This window comes from Anaerobacillus alkaliphilus, from assembly GCF_004116265.1.
GTDB classification, from domain to species: domain Bacteria; phylum Bacillota; class Bacilli; order Bacillales; family Anaerobacillaceae; genus Anaerobacillus; species Anaerobacillus alkaliphilus.
Genome location: NZ_QOUX01000001.1, coordinates 361,153 through 380,115, shown reverse-complemented (window position 1 = coordinate 380,115; position 18,963 = coordinate 361,153). Strand labels below are relative to the sequence as shown.

Genomic DNA, 18,963 nt, shown 5'->3' with positions numbered 1-18,963 from the left:
ATAATTCAAAATTGTCTTTTCATTTAACCGCATTACAAGCAATATGAATCGCATCCCATACTCCAGCAAACGGGGGCGCATAGCATAAATCGGTCATCCCTAATTCATCTGCAGGCATATTATTATGAATAGCTACTGCAAATACATCTATCCGAAGGACAACACCCTTCTCACCGATGGCTTGAGCTCCTAAAATCCGTTTTGTTCGCTTTTCACAAATTAGTTTGATCCAAATCGGTGTTTGATTTGGGTAGTAGCCTGGATGATCAGCACTCCGGACCGTAACTGTTGTATAATCAATGGCAAAATCTTTCGCATCTTGTTCAGACATGCCCGTTCTTCCTAATTCAAGATTAAAAATTTTAATTGCAGCACTTCCAAGTGTTCCAATATACTTTTCGCGACCACCGGCTAGGTTCGTACCTGCAATTCTTCCGCACTTATTTGCATTTGTCCCTAAAGGAATAAAGCGATTTTCTTCCATAACCTTGTGATAGACCTGTGCACAATCCCCAGCTGCATAGATATCAGCATGGTTCGTACGCATTTCGCGATCAATGATAATGGCTCCATTTTCTGCAAGGGCTATTCCAGATCCCTCAAGGAATTTCGTTGCAGGTTTAACCCCGATTGAGAGAAGCACCAGATCAGCAGGATAAGTTCCACGATCCGTTTTTACTTTTTCGACACTAGTAGTTCCAATAAATGACTCAACTTTTTCCCCCAATGTTAACGCAACACCTTGTTTTCTCAGCTCTTCCTCAGCTAAATCAGTAATTTCTTGATCAAAGGTTTGCAGGATACGAGTACCTAACTCGATCACTCGAACTCGCTTTCCTAAACGTACCATTGCTTCAGCAACTTCGATCCCAATATATCCGCCACCTACTATGACAACATCTTGGATTTCCTTCTTTTCTGACACTTGTTTTAAGAGAATACCGTCTTCCAATGTTTTCAAAACATGAATATTCGCTAAGTCTTTCCCAGGGAAGGGTGGAACAACAGGTATCGTACCAGTGGCAATCATTAACTGATCATATGAGTCGAGAAAGTAATTTCCCTTGTCTAAGTCTTTGACCATCACTTGCTTTTTCTCTGGAACTACTTTGACAATTTCATGGCGCACATGAATAGTCATCCCCTGCGCTTCAAATTGTTCTTTTGTTCTAGCAATCATTTTCGTGTAGTCATCATTCTCACCAGAGACATAGTACGGTAACCCACAAGCTCCATAAGACAAAAAGGTTCCTTTTTCATAAACGACAACTTCGGCATCACTATTTATTCGCTTTAATTTAGAGGCAGCGGACATTCCTGCCGCTACCCCACCAATAACAATTAATTTCATAATTTCTTGCTCCTACGGTCTATTTGTATCACTTGCACATAATTCTGTAAGAATGAACGGTTCTTTTTCAACATGTTCAACCTCCTACTCTACCCTTTTATATGGTCGGTTCGTGATCTAATATCCCAACAACAATCGCATCAATTGGTGCATGTTTCGTTAAAGCGTGTTGTACTGCTTCTCCTGTGGAAACAAGTACATACTCACCCTCACCGGCTCCAATGTTATCTGCGGCTACAAAAAAATCGGCTGAACCATAACAAGGTTGAATAACGAGTAACTTATAACCTTGTAGCTCCTCATACTTTCTTGTAGAAACAACTCTATTTATTACCTTGCCTATAATCATCTTAGCAAACCCTCCATCTAATCGGGAATGATTTGCAACTGTTCATTTCCGCTCAGTCCAAATGCATTGGCATCATCAGTATCAATGTGCATATCAAGTGCATAATTATGTCGGACACGAATCGTTACTTCTCCCATAAGTCCACCTTTACCCCCAGGAACCTTTACAGAGACCTTTTGTTTATCCCTAACCCCAAATTCCATCGCGTCTTGAGGTGTCATGTGAATATGACGATCGGCAATGATACAGCCTTCCTGTAATTGAATGGTTCCCTTCGGTCCAATAATCGTAATTGGTGCAGAACCAGTGAGATTCCCTGAGCTTCTAACCGGAGGTTCTAACCCTAGTTTTCTGGCATCACTACTGGCTACCTCTACTTGAGTTGCCTCGCGGAGTGGTGATAATACGCGAACATTTTCTATTTTACCCTTTGGTCCCTGAATCGTAACCTTTTCATTACATGCCCACTGTCCAGGCTGAGAAATATCCTTATGTTTTGTCAATTGATAACCTTTGCCAAAAAGAGCATCGAGATGATCTCTTTGAAGGTGAATGTGCCTAGCGGAAATGCTGACAGGGACATAGCTCTTTTGTTGTTTCGTAGATACCGTGACATTTTGTTCCTTTAGCTCAGTAACTACTAACCTAGTAATCTCTTCAAGGAGGGCGTTCTTATCAATCACTTTGTTTCACCAATTATTTTAAAGCTGGTAACAATTTTGCCACATCAGCATGCGGTCTTGGGATTACGTGAACAGCCACAAGTTCACCCACTCGGCTAGCTGCTTCTGCACCTACTTCTGTTGCTGCTTTCACTGCGCCTACTTCTCCTTGAACAATCACTGATACCAACCCTGAACCGATTTTTTCGCTACCAACGATTTCTACGTTTGCTGCTTTTAACATTGCATCTGCTGCCTCAATTGCTGCTGTTAAACCTTTTGTTTCGATAATTCCGATTGATTGACTCATTTTATTTTCCTCCTAGGATTTTACGTATTTTTGTTTTTTGGTTTATAAATTTGGTAATAATTTAGCTACATCGCTGTGTGGTCTTGGGATTACATGAACGGCAACTACTTCACCAATGCGCCCCGCTGCTTCTGCACCTACTTCTGTTGCTGCTTTCACTGCCCCAACGTCGCCCTTAACAATCACAGAAACTAAACCTGAGCCGATTTTTTCACTGCCAACGATTTCTACGTTTGCTGCTTTTAACATCGCATCAGCTGCTTCAATCGCTGCTGTTAAACCTTTTGTTTCGATAATTCCAATTGATTCGTTCATAATTTATAAGTCCTCCTTAGATGTGTTTACATTTGTTTTTTTTCGACGGCTTTTTACAACCGCCGGAAGTTCTACCTCTTTAGGAGCAGGTAGGATATATTTTAAAATTTCAGGATGAGGATTCGAAATAGCAATTGCCTTTTTTAGTGGATTATTTTCTTTATCCTGACAAACCTGTTTGGCAATGGCTACTGCTTCATTTACATCCGAAACGCTTCCACCAACAATGAGTGAGACGAGCATCCCACCTAAATAATTCTCACTTGTTAAAAGCTGGACGTTTGTTCCTTTACATATTTGATCTAAAATTTCAACGGCAACAGGATAATATTGCGTCTCGATCACTCCAATGGACTCAATTCTCTCCATGCTTGACCACCTTTTCTTCTTGAGCAGTTAATTTTTCCAACCCATTATACGGCCTCGCAATGACTCTTGAAGCGATGAACTGTCCGTAACTTTGAACTACTTCTTCTCCTACTGCTATTGCATACTGGACAGAAGCTAGTTCTCCTTGGATAAAAATTGTGATCACTCCCGAACCTATTTGTTCAACTCTAGTAACTTCAACAAAGGCAGATTTGACCATTTTATCAATACAAACGAATGTTGTACCCATTCCTCTTACTTCAAGCATTCCTAATGAAAGACCCATTTTCAACCCTCCTACTATTTCGGACGAACTTTCCCACTTTTCAACAACTTCTCTAAGCCGCTAAAACCTGAGGGAATGAAATGAGTAGAAACGTCTTCTTCAGCAATATGACGACAAGCTTCAAGTCGAGCAACTTCTAGGGCAACCTTCACATCAGAGATCGAGCCTGTAAATTTAACTTGAATGACAACCGGAATAGGTGCTGCATCTCCAGTGCTTGGATTATTACTATCAATTCCTTGAATGGTAATGGTAGCGGCTTTACAAGCTTTATCCATGGCAGCAAGCGCCACACTATATCCCTGTACTTCTAAAAATCCGATGGCTTCGGTCATTTCTTCACCTCGGCTAAAACATTTCGTCTTTGTCGTGTAAATGTCTTGGCAGAAGTGATCCCTTCCCCAGTAGGACCCGCAATCGTCATCGTCGCATGACCCTCACCGCCAAAGCCAACTCCAGCTAATGATGAAGCATTCTTTACGAAAATGGTCGTATCGATCGCACTAGCAAACTTTGCTAGGTTGTCTAGATTTTTTGAGTGCATTATGGCAGTATGGCGGTTTCCATGCTCCGCTGTTACAGCTAGTTGAATGGCTTCGTCTAAATCTTTCACTCTAACGATTGGAAGTATTGGCATCATTTGTTCTAGTTGTACAAAGGGATGCTCTGCTTCAACTTCGCAGATTACTAGTTTTACATTGGCCGGAGCGGTTACTCCAATTTGTGATAAAATTGCTTTCGCATCTTTACCTATCCAGTTCTTATTAACATGATACTTCCGCTTAGGGTTTAGGCTACAGCCTCTTGCCTCTTCTTGATGATTTTCCTCTAATGTAAGGCTCATAATCTTATCTAATTGGTAGCGATCAAGCATATAAGCACCTTGATTAAGCAATTGAAAAATAAGATCATCGGCTACTCGATCAATCACAAAGACTTCTTTCTCTGCAATACAGAGGAGATTATTATCAAATGAAGCCCCTAAAATAATTGACTTTGCGGCATTTTCCATATCAGCAGTTTCATCTACAATCACAGGGGGATTCCCTGCACCTGCCCCGATTGCCTTTTTCCCTGACTTAAGCAATGTTCGAACAAGACCAGGACCACCTGTACCAACTAATAACTTTACCTTAGGACTTTCCATTATTGGATTTAGTGTTTCTAAGGTTGGATCTTTGACCATCGTAACTAAATTCAGTGGTCCACCAGCAGCCTTGATCGCCTTATTAATCAGGGTGACTACATAGGCGCAGGCCTTCTTTGAAGAAGGATGAACATTAAAAACAACGGCATTTCCACCAGCTAGCATACTAATACTATTGTTAATAACCGTTTCAGTTGGGTTCGTTACTGGTGTAACGGCACCAATTAATCCAAACGGTGCGTGCTCTACAATCGTCAAGCCGTCGTCTCCAGTAAACGCTTCTGCTTTTAAAATATCAACTCCAGGTGTTTTTAAAGCTGCCAGCTCATGTTTTAAAATTTTATCTTGATAGTTTCCGAGCTTCGTTTCTTCTAAAACAAGCTTTGCTAATGTCTCTTTTTCCGCAACAATACTTTGACGAACCGCGTTAATCAACCGCTCGCGATCCTGTAGTTTATAGTCTTTTACGTAGTTTACTTGTGCCTGAAAGCCTGCATCAATTGCCTGTTCCATGCTATCGAACACCCCATATGCTTCAGTGACAGCATTTTTCACGGCATAGTGAGAGGTTACACTTAATTTTATCGGTGATGCTACTATCGGTTTTGGAGCAGGCTCTGAACAAGGCACCCGTTTTTTTACGGCAAATTGTAAGGCTGCTTTCATTGCCTGTGACTCATTTTTCTCAATCACTTCACAAATTTCTTGTGGCTTTTGTACAGCCTTTTTGACGGCAAATTGGGCTGCTGCCATCATTGGAGCTTTCTCCTTACCGGTAGAAGGTTTCACTTCCAACGCAGATTCTACATTGCGCATCACAGCTTCAATAATCTTTTGAATGTCATTTTCGTCGAGGTGAATGCTCAATTGTTACCCTCTTTTCATTTCAGTTTCTTTAAGATTTCTGCAGTAACTTTCCGTACTACTTCTTCGATCAGTTGTTCTTTGCTAGTATCTGTTTGGTTTGGCTGTTCCTCACAAGGCGGAACCCCACCACTATGAATTCCCATCTTTGTTCGTATTTCAATAAGGTCAGAAACTTGCGAACAACTTAGCTCATTAGCTTTGTTGATAATATTGGTTGAATACATTGACATCAATGCGTAATGCTCCAATGACTCCATTCGATAATACGCTTCAATAATGTCTCTTCCCCAAGTTAATGCGCCGTGATTCGCAAGCAAGACTGCATTATGATCTTTACAGTATGGCGCAATTGAATCGGGAACTTCCTCTGTTCCTGGTGTAGCATATTTGGCTACAGGAACTCTCCCTAATAAAACAACTGCTTCCGGAGAAATTGGTTTTTCCAAACTAATCCCAGCAATTGCGTAAGAGGTTGCCACAGGAGGGTGGGCATGTACAACGGCATTTACTTCAGGGTTTTCTTTATAAACCCTTAAATGCATTTTCACCTCTGAGGAAGGCTTTAGTTTACCAGCTAAAATCTTCCCTGATAGATCCATTTTCACCATCATGTCAGGTGTCATAAATCCTTTACTGACCCCAGTTGGCGTCGTCCAAATCGTATTTGGTCCCACTTTCACGGAAATGTTCCCGTCATTAGCAGCAACAAAATTTTTATTGTACACTCGTTTTCCGATTTCACAGATTAACTTTTTCGCCTCGAAATCAGAGTAGTATTTCGTCTTCTCTACCATAAGTACAGCTCCTTAACCAACTATTTCTTCGTAGCTTTCGATAACCGAGCTAAGCTATCACTAAAAGGTGGGTATGCAATACCATTCTCTGTCACAATGGCCGTTATAAGCTCATGATCCGTTACGTCAAAAGCAGGATTATATGTTTTAACTCCCTCTGGAGCCATAGATTCGCTATACCACTTGGTTGTAATTTCCTCTGAAGGACGTAATTCAATATGGATGTCCGCTCCTGTGTGACAATCTAAATCAACAGTTGAAAACGGCGCACAAACATAAAACGGGATATTATAATGCTTGGCTAAAATCGCTACACCAGATGTTCCTATTTTATTAGCAGCATCCCCATTAGCGGCAACACGATCACAACCAACCAAAACAGCTTGTACCTTTCCTTCTTTCATGACAATTGACGCCATATTATCACAGATTAACGTGACATCAACTCCTGCTTCTTTTAACTCCCAAGCAGTGAGGCGCGCTCCTTGTAACAGTGGTCGTGTTTCATCAGCAAAAACTGTAAAGTCATATCCTTGTACTTGCCCCAAGTAAATAGGCGCTAAGGCAGTACCGTATTTGGCTGTAGCAATCGTACCTGCATTACAATGGGTTAATAAGCCCATTCCTGGCTTTAATAATGACAACGCATATTCGCCAATCGCTTCACAAACCTTTTCATCTTCTGCACGGATGAGCTCTGCTTCTTCTTTTAAGGCAGTCTTTATCTCAGTAACTGACTTATCTGCCTCTTGATGAAGTCTTCCTTCCATGCGGTTTAATGCCCAAAACAAATTTACTGCCGTAGGTCTAGAAGAGGCTAGATACTCTTTTGCTTTTTTAAAATCTTCCAAAAGTTCTTCATACGTAGAAGCTACAGATTGTTTTGTCCCTAGATATACACCATATGCAGCAGCAATTCCAATTGCAGGTGCGCCACGCACTTTTAGGTGATAGATTGCATCCCATATGTCTTTCAGCTCTTTAAGTTCTAAATATTCCTTCCTGTTAGGAAGTACTGTCTGATCTAATAAAATTAGTGCATCTTTTTCATCATCAAGTCTAACTGACTGAATGACTGCAACTGGATTTGTCACAAATACTCACTCCTAAAATAGTTGTTCAAACTCTCGGATTACCTTTACGTAATCTTCCCCAGTTTTTACCCATTCTCTCTCAAGGATCAACATCTTTCCAACCGACAAGCAAATTTTCTCAGCCGCTGCCCTTTTGTCTTGATCTTGAATGGATGTTATATCTTTTACGTGGGCTATTCCAATAATTCTTCTGCAAAGCTCTAATCCAGTAACCGCAGCCGTATTATCTAGTACTTTACCTATATAGTATTCTTTAAATCCTGGATAACTCGCTACAGGATCTAATGCTTTTTCATCCCAAGCAACCATAAACTTATCCTTATAAAGGTCGATAGTATCAACAATTGTATCTTCTAGGTATGACATATAGTCAACCTTTTTCGCCTCATCATCAATCGTTGCTCTTGCATGAACATATGCAAAAATTAAATTAGCAATAACATTTCCAACGTCATATCCAATTGGTCCATAAAAGGCAAACTCAGGGTCAATGATTTTTGTCGAGTCTTCTTTAATAAAGATAGAGCCAGTGTGTAAATCACCGTGTAATAAACTCTGAGCATTCGTCATAAACTCGAGCTTTAATTTTGCTGTTTCCAACGCCAACTCTGGATCTCCCCAGATGTTTTCTTGTATAAACTCTTTTGTAGCTTCAAATACATCATTTCTTGGATGGTCAATAAACGGCTCAGTAAATACTAGATCTTCTGTAATTTCACAAAGCTCCGGGTTAATGAATTGCTTGACTAATTCCTTCTTTTCTTTATGGTCCATGACTACATCTGATGTTAACAAAAGAGTATTTACCAGAAATGTCGTGATATGGTCCGCAAACAAAGGAAACTTCTTATATTGTAACAACGCAGTTCTCATAATCTCATGATCAGATAAATCCTCCATTGCACAACAGTTCATAATCGGATCGTAATGAAACATCATCGGAACAAATCCAGGCGCTAGCTTGTGTTGTAAACTTAGTATTTCACTTTCAATACGATTTCGATCAGGAGACAACTTAAACTCATCAGAAATTCGAGCTACCGGTCCTGCTTGTTTAACAATTAGTGACTTACCAGTCTTTGTATCTATGATTCTAAAAACATAATTTAAATTCCCATCGCCAATTTCTTTACATGTAAGCTCTGCGTCATCAGGAAAAAAAGATAATCGTGTCTTCACATAGTCTAGTGCATCTGCCTCGACCATCGTAAAATATGTAGTAGTAAAATCTCTCATGAATTTCCCTCCTAAAATCTCCGTATTATCTACTTATATTCCAATAGTTTCCTCAAATAATATTTTTGTGATTATTGGCATAATTCTTTCTATAAGAATATCTACATTATATGTATTGTTACTAGATTTGTACATGTTTTTTCTTTCTATTCTTACATTTCAAAATAAATAAAATAGTATATGAATAATATAGTATTTGATTTCAAACCCCTTATCAAGCTTTTTTACTTTAACGTGGTAATAAATGTATCTAATAAAAGCTTAAGGCAGGGTGACAAGTAACCCTAGCTTAAGCTTTTTCCTATGGCTGATATTCCAATAGAAATTTCTATTAAACAATCCTTTTGCCTAACGGCGCAAACGAGACAAATGCTAACTTAAAGTGAGCAAGCCCAAATGGAATACCAATAATCGTAATACAACTTGCAATACCTGCTGCTAAATGGGAAATAAACAACCAAAATCCTGCTAGAATAATCCACAAAAAGTTTGCTAACCCAGTTCCAAAAATTCGTTTCCCACCTAACGTTCTCACATCTACTAATTGTCTTCCAAACGGAAAAGCAGCAAAGCTAGCAATTGTAAAGGCTGCTTTCGCAAATGGAATTCCGATAATTGTTATTGCCATTAATAATCCGAACAAAAACCACAAAACACAAGCAACAAGCCCTCCACCAAAAATGAACCACAATAAATTTCCAATGAAAGCCATCCTGATCCCTCCTATCCTTTTATCGTATGAAACTTTTCATTTACTTGATTATCAACAACACCCATTTTTCCTACTATGAATAAGATAATATAAATCAGGTAAGGGGGTGGTAAAAGTGAAACAAAATCCTTTTTTCAATAAACGGTTGGCTCTATACTTACTCGATATGTGTAACTTAACCTATGAACAATACTCTCACAACGGTCACTTTAAAGTTCCGTATGGAGTTCGACTTGTTAAACCCTTTAAAGCTAAGGCGTTTGACAAAGAGGAGTGGTTTGGGTTTATTTTAGAGACATGGGATACAGTGATTATTGCTTTTCGTGGTACCCAGTCAGATCCAGATTGGATTGCTGACGCAGAAGCATTCCAGGACTCTTTTCCTTTTTCACCAGAATGCGGTTTGGTACACCATGGATTTCTATCAATTTATGCCTCATGTCGAGAAGAAATATTCAAAACGTACTCAAAAATATCACCCTTTAAGAAGCTCTTCATTACTGGTCATAGCCTCGGAGCAGCATTAGCTACATTACATGCTTTGGATGTTACGAAAAACAGTAGGTTCAAACAAGTGATACATTATAATTTTGCAAGCCCGCGGGTTGGTAATAAACAATTTGCCCAGCAATATACGAAAAGTGTTCAGAACAGTCTTCGCTTTGTCAATACAAATGACATCATCCCAATACTCCCTCCACAAAAGCTTCAATGCCCATTTACCAACCGGTATTGGTACTATCAACATGTACCGAAACAGGTGAACTTCTCCATTCAAACCGGTTCAATTGCTAATAACCATGCCCTTGTCACCTATAAGAAAGGGATTGAAAAACTAGAATAGATGGGGTCAGACCTACCAACAAAAAACGAACCGAGCTTAATCATTTCTAGCGCCCGGTTCGTTCTATCTAATTTTTCTCTAAGCATAAGTAACAATTCATATCCCCAAACGATAACTTAAAATAGAGAGCTTGATTTGTTGAAGGAAGGTCGTCAACTAACGTCTGAACTTTAAGATCCATGTCAAAGCCTTTATCAACTTCGTTAACAATAAAAATACCATTATGCAGGTTTAAGAACTCTAAAACAGCAGAAATGCATAGTTCATCAACTTCTGTTAATACCTCTTCCGCAAAAATCGAGGCAACTTTTATAAAATCCCGTTCTTGAAACACTAAATATGTATCTAAACTGTATTCCCCAACAATTTTCTGATAGGCTCTTAGCTGGTACTCAGCAGGCACCTCTTTTACTACTTCAATAAATGTTTTTTCTCTTAAGTGTCGTTCAATATTTTTTACTAACAGAATGATATACTCCTCTATAGAAGTATTGGTTAACTCCAAACTGTTAGAGACAATTCTCTCAACATTATCACTAGTTAATTCCTGTAACTCTTCATTCGATAAACCATTTTCGTTTTTATAGGTAAATAAATGACGGCTGATTTGTTCCATCGTCAATATATTTTTATCAAGTAAGATTTGGCTTAATAATAAATAACTTGTTTTTTGCCCTGTTAACAATTCTTCTAATTTATCAATGGTTAGGTAACCTTTTTCAATTGCGATTTCTCCAAATCTTTTGTCGGTAGCCATTTGAGCTTGATTAACTTCCTCAATCTGACTTAGAGACATAAAGCCTTTATTTAGTGCTAGGATTCCTAGCTTTACATGGCTATTTTTTTCTTCTTGGAAAACTTCATTAAGTTGTTCGCTTGTGATAATTCCTTTGTTCAATAAGAAATTACCAAAATATTTACTAAACATGTGTAGATTACTCCCCTTTCACTCTTTCTAAAATCGTTCTAAGCACGTTGATGTCCACTGGTTTTTGCATGAAATCAAAAACACCTAACTTAACTGCTTCTTTGACATGTTTTGAGGTACCTACAGATGTTACCATAACTACATTGATATCTTTTGTTTTCTCATTACTTTTCAGTTCTTCTAGAGCTTCAATTCCCGTTTTATTCGGCATCACAATATCTAAAAATAGAACATCAATATCGCTAGTTTCTTTTAGTTTTTCTACTATATCAGAGCCATCTGTGGCTTCAATTACTACACTCATTCCAAGTTCTTCGAGGCTCCCCTTCAATTTCTTTCTAACCAACATTGAATCGTCACATACAGCAACTCTTAAACTATTCATGATGTCCCTCCACAATTTTTATTTGCAATGATCAGATACTCATAAATCACTTTGTACTTAACAGTAATTATCTACTTTATTATTTCTATACAAATCCCTTTTTTCCTTCACAAAAATATAAGTTTAGACAAGATTTACGATTTTCTACGGTGCTAATATTACAAATTATGTCTTACGCAGTCATTAATAGCACGAAACTGAATATAGACTATAAAGTGGACACGATATGGAGAGACTTGTAACACAAGTTTACAGAGCGGAGCGTGTCACTATGCGTAGATCTTACGATCAGGAATTTAAAGAGTATATTGCAAAGTTAGTAGTAGATGAGGGGAAAAAAGCTACAGATGTCGGTAGAGAAATGGATATCTCCCCTAAAACAATTTCACGATGGGTAAAAGATTACCGAAATAAGATTAAAATGAGTCAAGAGGGTTTAAGTTACATTACACCAAGTGAGTTTAAGAAACGTGAGAAAGAACTACTAGATCAAATTAATGAGCTAAAGGAGGAAAATGAAATCATAAAAAAGGCGGCGCGCATCTTCATGCAAAGCCAGAAATAGTGTTTCAGTTCATTTATGAACAACGAAATGAGTTTCGGGTTGTGAAGATGTGCTCTGTCTTAAAAGTGTCAAAAAGTGGTTATTACAAGTGGTTAAAAAAAGGCAATAAGGTTACTAAGGAAAAGAAACAAAAGGAAAAGATAAAGGCGAAAATATCTAATCTTTTCTATAAAAATAGGGAAGTTTTCGGCAGTCCAAGAATTACTAGAGAGCTCCATAAACTCGGCTATACTGTATCTGAGAAAACAGTTGGGAGATATATGAAAGAAATGGGGCTTCGGGCAATTCCGGAACAACGGTTTGTCGTTACTACCGACTCAAATCACAGTAATCCTATTTATCCTAATCTACTGAACCGTGAATTTTACCCAGAGCAGCCAGATCGTGTTTGGGTAACAGATATTACTTATATATGGACAATGGAAGGATGGCTATATTTAGCCACTGTCATGGACTTATACTCACGTAAGATTGTTGGATGGAGTACAGATAAAACTATGACCAAGGAGCTACCTTTAAAAGCTCTCGCCAGAGCAATTAATTCAAGAAAACCATCAGAAAATTTGATCCATCACTCAGATCGAGGTTCTCAGTATACATCAAAAGAGTACATCTCATGTCTAGAAGAATATAACATTCAGATCAGTATGAGCCGTAAAGGAAACTGTTATGACAACGCATGTATGGAGTCTTTTTTTGCGACCTTAAAGAAGGAATTAATCTACCGACGTAAGTATAGTACTCGCGAGGAAGCTACAAGGGATATCTGGGATTATATTATGAGCTTTTACAACGAAAGAAGAAGCCATTCAACAATAGGTTATGTATCACCAAATGAGTATGAAAGAAAGGTTTGTAAAGGCCCTAAACAAACTAGAGGAAACCAAGCAGCTTAAGGTGGTGCACAATATTGAGCGACTTTACTTGGAGAGGCGGGTATGTTAGCCTTTTTTGGCAAGCCACATGGAGTTATTACCAGGTGGCTTCGTGGTTTGGAAAACATACCCGCAGAGGCTCAAAGTCAAGTCGCGGCGGAATGAACAAATCTCTTCTTTGGGACTCACATGCATTTGTTTGAATATTAAGATAGATTAAATCTCACAAGGAATTCAAATTTAGCTATAAAACATAAGCAACCACAATTAAAATTCTCTCTTAAAATCGTCCACTTTCTTGACAGAAGTCCAAAACAGCTTCTAAAGTTGCAAATCCGCAGAAATCTTCTAATATTTCCCCTGACTATTATAAATACTTAACATATCACATCTTAAGGAGCTTATTTTATGCCTGAATTACCTGAAATGGAAACATACAAACAATTTTTAAATATGAAAATGAAAGGAAAGCCTATAACAAACATTGTTATTAATCGAGAAAAATCAATTAACGTCCCTGTGGCATTATATACAAACGAAGTTACTAATACCACTGTTTTAGAAATCCAACGAAGAGCCAAACACCTTATCTTTCGACTTAGTTCTGGAAAAAACTTAGTTCTCCATTTGATGCTTGGTGGTTGGATGTTTTTTGGAAATGAGGATGATAGTCCCGATCGGACCAAGCAAATCATTCTTTCGACTCCCACTGGTGATTTATATTTCATAGGACTTCGTCTCGGTTATCTCCATTTACTAGATGACAAGCAATTACATGAGGAATTTGCAAAGCTAGGTCCTGAACCACTTGATGCAGAACTATCACAAGAGGCTTTTTTGGATCTTGTAAAAAATCGACGTGGCATGCTAAAAACAACGTTAGTAAATCAATCGTTTATCGCGGGCATTGGTAACTGCTACTCGGATGAGATTTGTTTTGTTGCAAAAATTAAACCGACAAGGAAGTTAAACGAACTAACTGAACAGGAAAAGACAAACTTATACATTGGAATGAAAAAAGCACTACTCAGAGGAATTGAGCAAGGTGGCTATATGGATGATCCATTTTTTAAAGGAGATACGTTAACAGGAAGTTACCAAACTCTTGTATATGATAGAGAAGGTAAGCCTTGCTTACAGTGTGGTACAAACATCGTTTTAGAAATTATTTCTTCTAAAAAAACTTTTTATTGTCCAAACTGTCAGCATTGATCGGAGATGAAACGGATGTATATTGGAAGTCATGTTAGTATCAGGAACGGTTATGAGCAAGCGGCAAAGAAAGCTTTTTCCATTGGAGCAACAGCATTTCAGTACTTTCCGAAAAACCCACGTAGTCTAACAGTAAAAGATTTTAGTCAGCAATCAGCACAAGGCTGCGCAAACTTCTGTAAGGAAAAATCAATCGTTTCTATCGCCCACACTCCTTACCCAACAAAATTAATCCCTGAAGCTGGTGAGAGTGAAGCTCAAATTGTCGCCTCTCTTCTTAATGACCTAGAGATTGCTGAAGCCTGCAGATCTATTGGAATTGTCGTTCATTTCGGGACAATGAAGGGCGAGCCAACTCTTGATGGCTATAGAAAAATGATCACGATATTAAATGAAGTACTTAACAGTTGGCATGGAAAGTCGTTATTATTAATTGAAAATAATGCTGGCGCAGGAACAAATATGGGCATTACCTTAGAAGAAATGGTACAAGTCCGTAAATTAACAAGCAATCCTGAAAAAATTGGCTTTTGCTTCGATACTTGTCATGCGTTTGCAAGTGGTTTATGGACCGGAGAAAATTGGGATGAGGTTGCTCAAAAAGGTAGAGAGCTAGGTTACTTTGAACACTTAAAGGCCGTTCACCTTAACAACTCTAAATACCCATCAGGTAAACGAAAAGATCGACATGCCAACTTGAAAGACGGCCATATTTCCCAAGAACAGTTGGAAAGCTTCTTAACATCAGATGTCATAAAAGGAATTCCGTTAATATTAGAAACACCAGACGACGAAAAGTACACCCATCAAGAGGAAATACAACTAGTTAAGAACTGGATTATGTAGTCTACCATAATTTCACACAAAAAAGACAAGCCTTTCGCTAAATTTTCACGTGACGATAGGACTATTTCTAGCTATAATAAAAGAAAGTGATAATCATTTTCAATTAACCTCGTGAGGTGATACATAGATGGATAAAGTGTATTTTTGTCGTGAAAATGACTTTAAAACAAAAAAAGTCTATAAAAAGTTAAAAGCACTGGATTTAGATATAAAAATCAAGCGAAAAGGGTGCATGGGCGAATGCAAAACTTGTAAACATTGCCCGTTTTCAATTGTAAATGGTAAAGTAATTGCTTGTGATACAGCAAAAGAGTTATATAAAAAAGTTTATAAGAAAGTCAATTAGGAACTTTTATCTCAGCTTCTTGCGAGGTTTCTATTACGAAAAAAAAACGTCAGTCACTTTATTCCCAGTGACTGACGTTTTTATCATTAATTGACTAATAACTGTGCTTGTTGCAAATAAAATTTTCGTGTTTTTCTTGGCAAAAATCGTCTAATTTCAATTTCGCTAAATCCCGCTAAGAGTCGTTTTTCATCAACGATAATTGGGCTACGTAAGAAGCAAGGATTTTCACTAACAACTTTAAACAGTTTTTGAATAGAAAGCGTTTCTAAATCAAGACCTAATTTTTTAAATATTTGCGACCTTGTAGAAATAATTTCATCTACCCCATCCTCCGTCTTCCCTACCATTGTTTTAATTTCAGCAACTGAAGGTCTGTGTGTTAACATATTACGTTCAACAAATTCAATATTATGCTCTTTCAACCATGCTTTTGCCTTTCTTGATGACGAACACCCTGGAGTTGTATAAATCGTTATCATTAAACATTTCTCCTCTCTATTCTTTTGCTATTTTGCTTGCCATCGGTAACGTAATTGAGAATGTTGTACCGTTCCCTACTTCACTTTCAACATCAATTCTTGCTCCGTGTAAATCAATAATATGTTTTACAATTGATAACCCAATACCGGTTCCAACTTTTTGACTTCGGGCTTTATCTACCTTAAAAAACCGATCCCAGATGTGGCTAAGTTCTTCTCGCGGAATACCTGGGCCTTGATCTTCAATAGAAATAGAAACTTCTCTACCGATACCCAGTACCCTCACTGTCACAATTCCTTTTTGTGGAGAGAAGTGAACGGCATTTTCAATTAGATTTCCTAGTACTTGGTCAAATCGATCCTTATCAGCAAATACGTATAAGTCATCATCCTGATTGGATTGGATTTCAATTTCTAGCTTTTGTTTCGTTAATTGTGGTTCAAGTTTCGCCATTAATTTACGGATTTGCTCTGAAATATTATAATTTTGTGGTTGTATAGAAACTTGTCCAGCCTCTATTCTGGCGATGTCTAATAAATCGTTTACTAGCTTGATCAGCCTCTCCGTTTCATCTTTCATTAAATGCAGATACCGCTTTTGATCCTGTTGAGGAATCGTCCCATCTAACATAGCCCCTACAAAACCATTAATTGATGTTAAAGGCGAACGCATATCATGAGAAACATTAGCGACAAACTCTTTTCTCATATTATCTAAACTAGCTAATTCACTTGCCATATGATTTAACGTTTCACCTAATTGTCCTATTTCATCATCTCCAGCAACTTTTACTTTTCGATCAAAATTGCCTCGAGCATATTCCATTGCAACAACATTCATAGTTTGTAATGGTGCTGAGAGTTTTTTTGATACTAGAAATAAGAAACAAGTGGCTACGATTGTAGTAATAAGACCTGCCAACATAAACATACCTTTAATACTTTTGGCTACTGAGTCATAGCCATGTAGTGCAATCACTAATACTTTTTCCTGAAATTCAACCAATGTATTACTCTCTATTGGTGAAACCATCAAGAATATCCTATGCCCCTTTTCATTCACGAACTCATTGACTGGGTTCCCACTAAGAGCTTGTTCAATAAACTCCTGCTCGATATGAAGTGGCTCCTCTGAATCAGAAAACAAATGCAATAACTCACCATTTTCTCCATAAAGGTAAATATTTTTATGGCTATTATCATTATTAAAACCGAGCGTAGAAATAATCGCTTCCTTATTTTGCCCTTCTTCATAGGCTAATTGAAGTGTTCTCTCTACTTGCTCATGTTGTGCATGCAGGGTACTTAGGAAATCTCCCTTCAAATCTTGTTGGAACAAGACATACAAGACAGTACTAAAAATTAGAAAGGCAGCAATTGAACTTAGTACATAGGTACTAAATAACTTTGTAAAGATACTTGATCGAATCCTCATGGATTGGTCACCTCAAACTTATAGCCAATTCCACGTAATGTTTTTAGCTCCCAGTTCGGGTTATCCTTCCCTAATTTTTCCCTTATCCTTTTAATATGAACATCTACAGTTCTGGGATCACCCTCAAAATCATATCCCCAAATTTGGTCCAGCAACTGCTGGCGTGTAAATACACGGTTCGTATGATTAGCCAAGTAATAGAGTAACTCAATCTCTTTTGGAGGCATCGTGATTTGTTCGTCTTGACTCTCAATTTTATATTGTTTCATATCAATGATTAACCCCGAAAATGAAAGCACGTCTTGCTCCCCATTGAAAATGTTATATCTTCTTAGGACAGCTTTCATTCTTGCTAAAAGCTCTTTTGGATCAAAGGGCTTTACAACGTAATCATCCGCTCCAAGATCTAGTCCCTTAATCTTGTCGTAACTTTCTCCTTTTCCAGTTAGCATAATAATGGGTATTTGTGACTCGTGTCTGATTTCTTGACAAACCTCCCAGCCACTTAAACCTGGCAACATAATATCTAGCACGACTAAATCAGGGGAAAATTCAAAGAAAGCATCTACACCTTTTAAACCGTCATTAGCATGTGTTACATCATAACCAGCCTTTTCACCATATAATCTAATTAATTCACAGATATTCGGATCGTCATCAATGACTAATAATCTTAGTTGTTTCATATGCAAAACTCCTTTTATTGCGGAAGGTTAACCTCTCATCAGTCCACTATTAGTTTTGCTTCATTCTGGTTATTTACTATGATGAATAAAGTTTAACATCCTAATATGAACTAAATATGAACAAGCTATGAATTTCCTGAGATTTTTACTCAGCCAAATTCTTTACAGTAGTAGGAGACTTCCTCCTAAATTTTCTTATCATCAAAAACGTAATAATCACAGCGATTAAGATCACTAAAAGAAAAGTTGGATCCCCTTTTAAAATTCCAAATGGAACCGCTGACAACACAAAGAAATAGACCAGATTTCCCAATCCTGTAGCTAATAAGAAGTCTTTATACTTAATTGTAGTCACACCACAACCTATATTTACTAAGCTCGTAGGAAAAAACGGGAAAATCCTAGCCAATAGTACATACGTAAACCCGTTTTGTTCTACTTTTCCCTTTAGCGTTACACTCACTTTATTTAGTAGATTACTTTTGAATACATACCGGACTACTATAAAAACAAGTGAAGCAGCTACTATACTAGAACCCCAGCTCCATAGCAAACCGTAAAAAAAGCCGTAAGACAAAACATTTATTGTAAGAATTAGTATCAGTGGTATAAAGCTTATAATATTTTGAACCATCATTAACACAAGTGTAATTCCTAATAATGGAAGAGGCTGATCACTAACTGATGCTAAAAAAGCTTCAACATCTCCAGAAAGTAGTATTTGGATGGTTGTTGTATTAACTAAAAGGATACTAGTAATTGTTATGAAACTTATTGAAATAACTAATTTTATCCAGAATTTAATGATACATCACCTCTTCCTAAGTTGCATCATAACAGATGAATATGAACTGAGTGTGAACAAGG

Annotated in this window: 23 protein-coding genes and 1 pseudogene; 5 read left to right on the top strand and 19 right to left on the bottom strand. The window is 37.8% G+C overall.

Annotated features, from left to right (window positions below; genetic code table 11):
* Window positions 1-19: 19 nt before the first annotated feature.
* The 13 genes from DS745_RS01985 to DS745_RS01925 form a co-directional block, all read right to left on the bottom strand.
* Entirely contained in the window at window positions 20-1,351 is a 1,332-nt protein-coding gene (locus DS745_RS01985) for a CoA-disulfide reductase (protein WP_129076527.1), read from the bottom strand.
* Between the two features lie 97 nt (window positions 1,352-1,448).
* Window positions 1,449-1,700, bottom strand: coding sequence for a EutN/CcmL family microcompartment protein (locus tag DS745_RS01980; protein WP_129076526.1), 252 nt, complete (start codon window positions 1,698-1,700; stop codon window positions 1,449-1,451).
* Window positions 1,701-1,717: 17 nt separating this feature from the next.
* The gene (gene pduL / locus DS745_RS01975) at window positions 1,718-2,380 is read right to left on the bottom strand and encodes a phosphate propanoyltransferase (protein ID WP_421721800.1); all 663 of its coding nucleotides are present in this window, start codon (window positions 2,378-2,380) and stop codon (window positions 1,718-1,720) included.
* Between the two features lie 16 nt (window positions 2,381-2,396).
* A complete protein-coding gene (locus DS745_RS01970) occupies window positions 2,397-2,672 on the bottom strand; it encodes a BMC domain-containing protein (protein ID WP_129076524.1) in 276 nt (91 codons plus the stop codon).
* A 42-nt stretch (window positions 2,673-2,714) separates the two neighbouring features.
* Window positions 2,715-2,987 carry a BMC domain-containing protein gene (locus DS745_RS01965; protein ID WP_153188166.1) on the bottom strand — a complete coding sequence of 91 codons (273 nt, stop codon included), beginning with the start codon at window positions 2,985-2,987 and terminating at the stop codon, window positions 2,715-2,717.
* 3 nt (window positions 2,988-2,990) lie between these two features.
* Window positions 2,991-3,356 (bottom strand): BMC domain-containing protein, encoded by a 366-nt coding sequence (locus tag DS745_RS01960; RefSeq protein WP_129076522.1) that lies wholly within the window; start codon window positions 3,354-3,356, stop codon window positions 2,991-2,993.
* Window positions 3,343-3,642 (bottom strand): BMC domain-containing protein, encoded by a 300-nt coding sequence (locus DS745_RS01955; protein ID WP_129076521.1) that lies wholly within the window; start codon window positions 3,640-3,642, stop codon window positions 3,343-3,345. Before DS745_RS01955 ends, DS745_RS01960 begins: the two co-directional genes overlap by 14 nt.
* A gap of 14 nt (window positions 3,643-3,656) precedes the next feature.
* Window positions 3,657-3,977, bottom strand: coding sequence for a BMC domain-containing protein (locus tag DS745_RS01950; RefSeq protein ID WP_129076520.1), 321 nt, complete (start codon window positions 3,975-3,977; stop codon window positions 3,657-3,659).
* Window positions 3,974-5,656 carry an aldehyde dehydrogenase family protein gene (locus DS745_RS01945; protein WP_241657688.1) on the bottom strand — a complete coding sequence of 561 codons (1,683 nt, stop codon included), beginning with the start codon at window positions 5,654-5,656 and terminating at the stop codon, window positions 3,974-3,976. Before DS745_RS01945 ends, DS745_RS01950 begins: the two co-directional genes overlap by 4 nt.
* 14 nt (window positions 5,657-5,670) lie before the next feature.
* Window positions 5,671-6,450: a class II aldolase/adducin family protein gene (locus tag DS745_RS01940; protein ID WP_129076519.1), complete on the bottom strand. Its 780-nt coding sequence runs from the start codon at window positions 6,448-6,450 to the stop codon at window positions 5,671-5,673.
* Between the two features lie 20 nt (window positions 6,451-6,470).
* Window positions 6,471-7,544: an S-methyl-5-thioribose-1-phosphate isomerase gene (mtnA, locus tag DS745_RS01935; RefSeq protein WP_129076518.1), complete on the bottom strand. Its 1,074-nt coding sequence runs from the start codon at window positions 7,542-7,544 to the stop codon at window positions 6,471-6,473.
* Between the two features lie 12 nt (window positions 7,545-7,556).
* Window positions 7,557-8,780 carry an S-methyl-5-thioribose kinase gene (mtnK, locus tag DS745_RS01930; RefSeq protein ID WP_129076517.1) on the bottom strand — a complete coding sequence of 408 codons (1,224 nt, stop codon included), beginning with the start codon at window positions 8,778-8,780 and terminating at the stop codon, window positions 7,557-7,559.
* A 331-nt stretch (window positions 8,781-9,111) separates the two neighbouring features.
* The gene (locus DS745_RS01925; protein WP_129076516.1) at window positions 9,112-9,492 is read right to left on the bottom strand and encodes a YccF domain-containing protein; all 381 of its coding nucleotides are present in this window, start codon (window positions 9,490-9,492) and stop codon (window positions 9,112-9,114) included.
* Between the two features lie 115 nt (window positions 9,493-9,607).
* On the opposite strand from DS745_RS01925, the gene DS745_RS01920 reads away from it, so the two are divergent.
* Entirely contained in the window at window positions 9,608-10,336 is a 729-nt protein-coding gene (locus DS745_RS01920) for a lipase family protein (RefSeq protein ID WP_129076515.1), read from the top strand.
* Between the two features lie 67 nt (window positions 10,337-10,403).
* Here DS745_RS01920 and DS745_RS01915 read toward each other — a convergent pair whose 3' ends face one another.
* Together DS745_RS01915 and DS745_RS01910 are read right to left on the bottom strand one after the other, a co-directional pair.
* Complete coding sequence (locus DS745_RS01915) at window positions 10,404-11,264, bottom strand: cyclic di-GMP-binding domain-containing protein, MshE-related (RefSeq protein ID WP_129076514.1); 861 nt, start codon at window positions 11,262-11,264, stop codon at window positions 10,404-10,406.
* A 7-nt stretch (window positions 11,265-11,271) separates the two neighbouring features.
* Window positions 11,272-11,649, bottom strand: a complete 378-nt coding sequence (locus DS745_RS01910; RefSeq protein WP_129076513.1) for a response regulator — start codon at window positions 11,647-11,649, stop codon at window positions 11,272-11,274.
* 271 nt (window positions 11,650-11,920) lie between these two features.
* On the opposite strand from DS745_RS01910, the pseudogene DS745_RS01900 reads away from it, so the two are divergent.
* From DS745_RS01900 to DS745_RS01885, 4 genes and pseudogenes are all read left to right on the top strand, one after another.
* Window positions 11,921-13,110: pseudogene (locus DS745_RS01900) on the top strand (IS3 family transposase).
* A gap of 387 nt (window positions 13,111-13,497) precedes the next feature.
* Complete coding sequence (locus tag DS745_RS01895) at window positions 13,498-14,301, top strand: Fpg/Nei family DNA glycosylase (RefSeq protein WP_129076510.1); 804 nt, start codon at window positions 13,498-13,500, stop codon at window positions 14,299-14,301.
* Window positions 14,302-14,316: 15 nt separating this feature from the next.
* A complete protein-coding gene (locus tag DS745_RS01890) occupies window positions 14,317-15,147 on the top strand; it encodes a deoxyribonuclease IV (RefSeq protein ID WP_129076509.1) in 831 nt (276 codons plus the stop codon).
* A 127-nt stretch (window positions 15,148-15,274) separates the two neighbouring features.
* Window positions 15,275-15,493, top strand: coding sequence for a DUF1450 domain-containing protein (locus tag DS745_RS01885; RefSeq protein ID WP_129076508.1), 219 nt, complete (start codon window positions 15,275-15,277; stop codon window positions 15,491-15,493).
* Window positions 15,494-15,579: 86 nt separating this feature from the next.
* Here the strand turns inward: DS745_RS01885 and spx are convergent, their stop codons facing one another.
* The 4 genes from spx to DS745_RS01865 form a co-directional block, all read right to left on the bottom strand.
* On the bottom strand, window positions 15,580-15,975 hold the full coding sequence (spx, locus tag DS745_RS01880) for a transcriptional regulator Spx (protein WP_129076507.1): 396 nt from the start codon (window positions 15,973-15,975) through the stop codon (window positions 15,580-15,582).
* Between the two features lie 16 nt (window positions 15,976-15,991).
* Complete coding sequence (locus DS745_RS01875) at window positions 15,992-17,410, bottom strand: HAMP domain-containing sensor histidine kinase (RefSeq protein ID WP_129076506.1); 1,419 nt, start codon at window positions 17,408-17,410, stop codon at window positions 15,992-15,994.
* Window positions 17,407-18,096 (bottom strand): response regulator transcription factor, encoded by a 690-nt coding sequence (locus tag DS745_RS01870; RefSeq protein ID WP_129076505.1) that lies wholly within the window; start codon window positions 18,094-18,096, stop codon window positions 17,407-17,409. The genes DS745_RS01875 and DS745_RS01870 overlap by 4 nt, the downstream gene beginning before the upstream one ends.
* A 145-nt stretch (window positions 18,097-18,241) precedes the next feature.
* On the bottom strand, window positions 18,242-18,733 hold the full coding sequence (locus tag DS745_RS01865; protein ID WP_241657714.1) for a TVP38/TMEM64 family protein: 492 nt from the start codon (window positions 18,731-18,733) through the stop codon (window positions 18,242-18,244).
* Window positions 18,734-18,963 lie beyond the last annotated feature (230 nt).

Excerpts from the sequence above, each read along its gene's own strand:
- DS745_RS01985 (WP_129076527.1), bottom strand. The coding sequence starts at position 1,351 with ATGAAATTAATTGTTATTGGTGGGGTAGCGGCAGGAATGTCCGCTGCC.
- DS745_RS01980 (WP_129076526.1), bottom strand. The coding sequence starts at position 1,700 with ATGATTATAGGCAAGGTAATAAATAGAGTTGTTTCTACAAGAAAGTAT.
- DS745_RS01970 (WP_129076524.1), bottom strand. The coding sequence starts at position 2,672 with ATGAGTCAATCAATCGGAATTATCGAAACAAAAGGTTTAACAGCAGCA.
- DS745_RS01965 (WP_153188166.1), bottom strand. The coding sequence starts at position 2,987 with ATGAACGAATCAATTGGAATTATCGAAACAAAAGGTTTAACAGCAGCG.
- DS745_RS01960 (WP_129076522.1), bottom strand. The coding sequence starts at position 3,356 with ATGGAGAGAATTGAGTCCATTGGAGTGATCGAGACGCAATATTATCCT.
- DS745_RS01955 (WP_129076521.1), bottom strand. The coding sequence starts at position 3,642 with ATGGGTCTTTCATTAGGAATGCTTGAAGTAAGAGGAATGGGTACAACA.
- DS745_RS01950 (WP_129076520.1), bottom strand. The coding sequence starts at position 3,977 with ATGACCGAAGCCATCGGATTTTTAGAAGTACAGGGATATAGTGTGGCG.
- DS745_RS01940 (WP_129076519.1), bottom strand. The coding sequence starts at position 6,450 with ATGGTAGAGAAGACGAAATACTACTCTGATTTCGAGGCGAAAAAGTTA.
- mtnK (WP_129076517.1), bottom strand. The coding sequence starts at position 8,780 with ATGAGAGATTTTACTACTACATATTTTACGATGGTCGAGGCAGATGCA.
- DS745_RS01925 (WP_129076516.1), bottom strand. The coding sequence starts at position 9,492 with ATGGCTTTCATTGGAAATTTATTGTGGTTCATTTTTGGTGGAGGGCTT.
- DS745_RS01915 (WP_129076514.1), bottom strand. The coding sequence starts at position 11,264 with ATGTTTAGTAAATATTTTGGTAATTTCTTATTGAACAAAGGAATTATC.
- DS745_RS01910 (WP_129076513.1), bottom strand. The coding sequence starts at position 11,649 with ATGAATAGTTTAAGAGTTGCTGTATGTGACGATTCAATGTTGGTTAGA.
- DS745_RS01895 (WP_129076510.1), top strand. The coding sequence starts at position 13,498 with ATGCCTGAATTACCTGAAATGGAAACATACAAACAATTTTTAAATATG.
- DS745_RS01890 (WP_129076509.1), top strand. The coding sequence starts at position 14,317 with ATGTATATTGGAAGTCATGTTAGTATCAGGAACGGTTATGAGCAAGCG.
- DS745_RS01885 (WP_129076508.1), top strand. The coding sequence starts at position 15,275 with ATGGATAAAGTGTATTTTTGTCGTGAAAATGACTTTAAAACAAAAAAA.
- spx (WP_129076507.1), bottom strand. The coding sequence starts at position 15,975 with ATGATAACGATTTATACAACTCCAGGGTGTTCGTCATCAAGAAAGGCA.
- DS745_RS01875 (WP_129076506.1), bottom strand. The coding sequence starts at position 17,410 with ATGAGGATTCGATCAAGTATCTTTACAAAGTTATTTAGTACCTATGTA.
- DS745_RS01870 (WP_129076505.1), bottom strand. The coding sequence starts at position 18,096 with ATGAAACAACTAAGATTATTAGTCATTGATGACGATCCGAATATCTGT.
- DS745_RS01865 (WP_241657714.1), bottom strand. The coding sequence starts at position 18,733 with ATGATGGTTCAAAATATTATAAGCTTTATACCACTGATACTAATTCTT.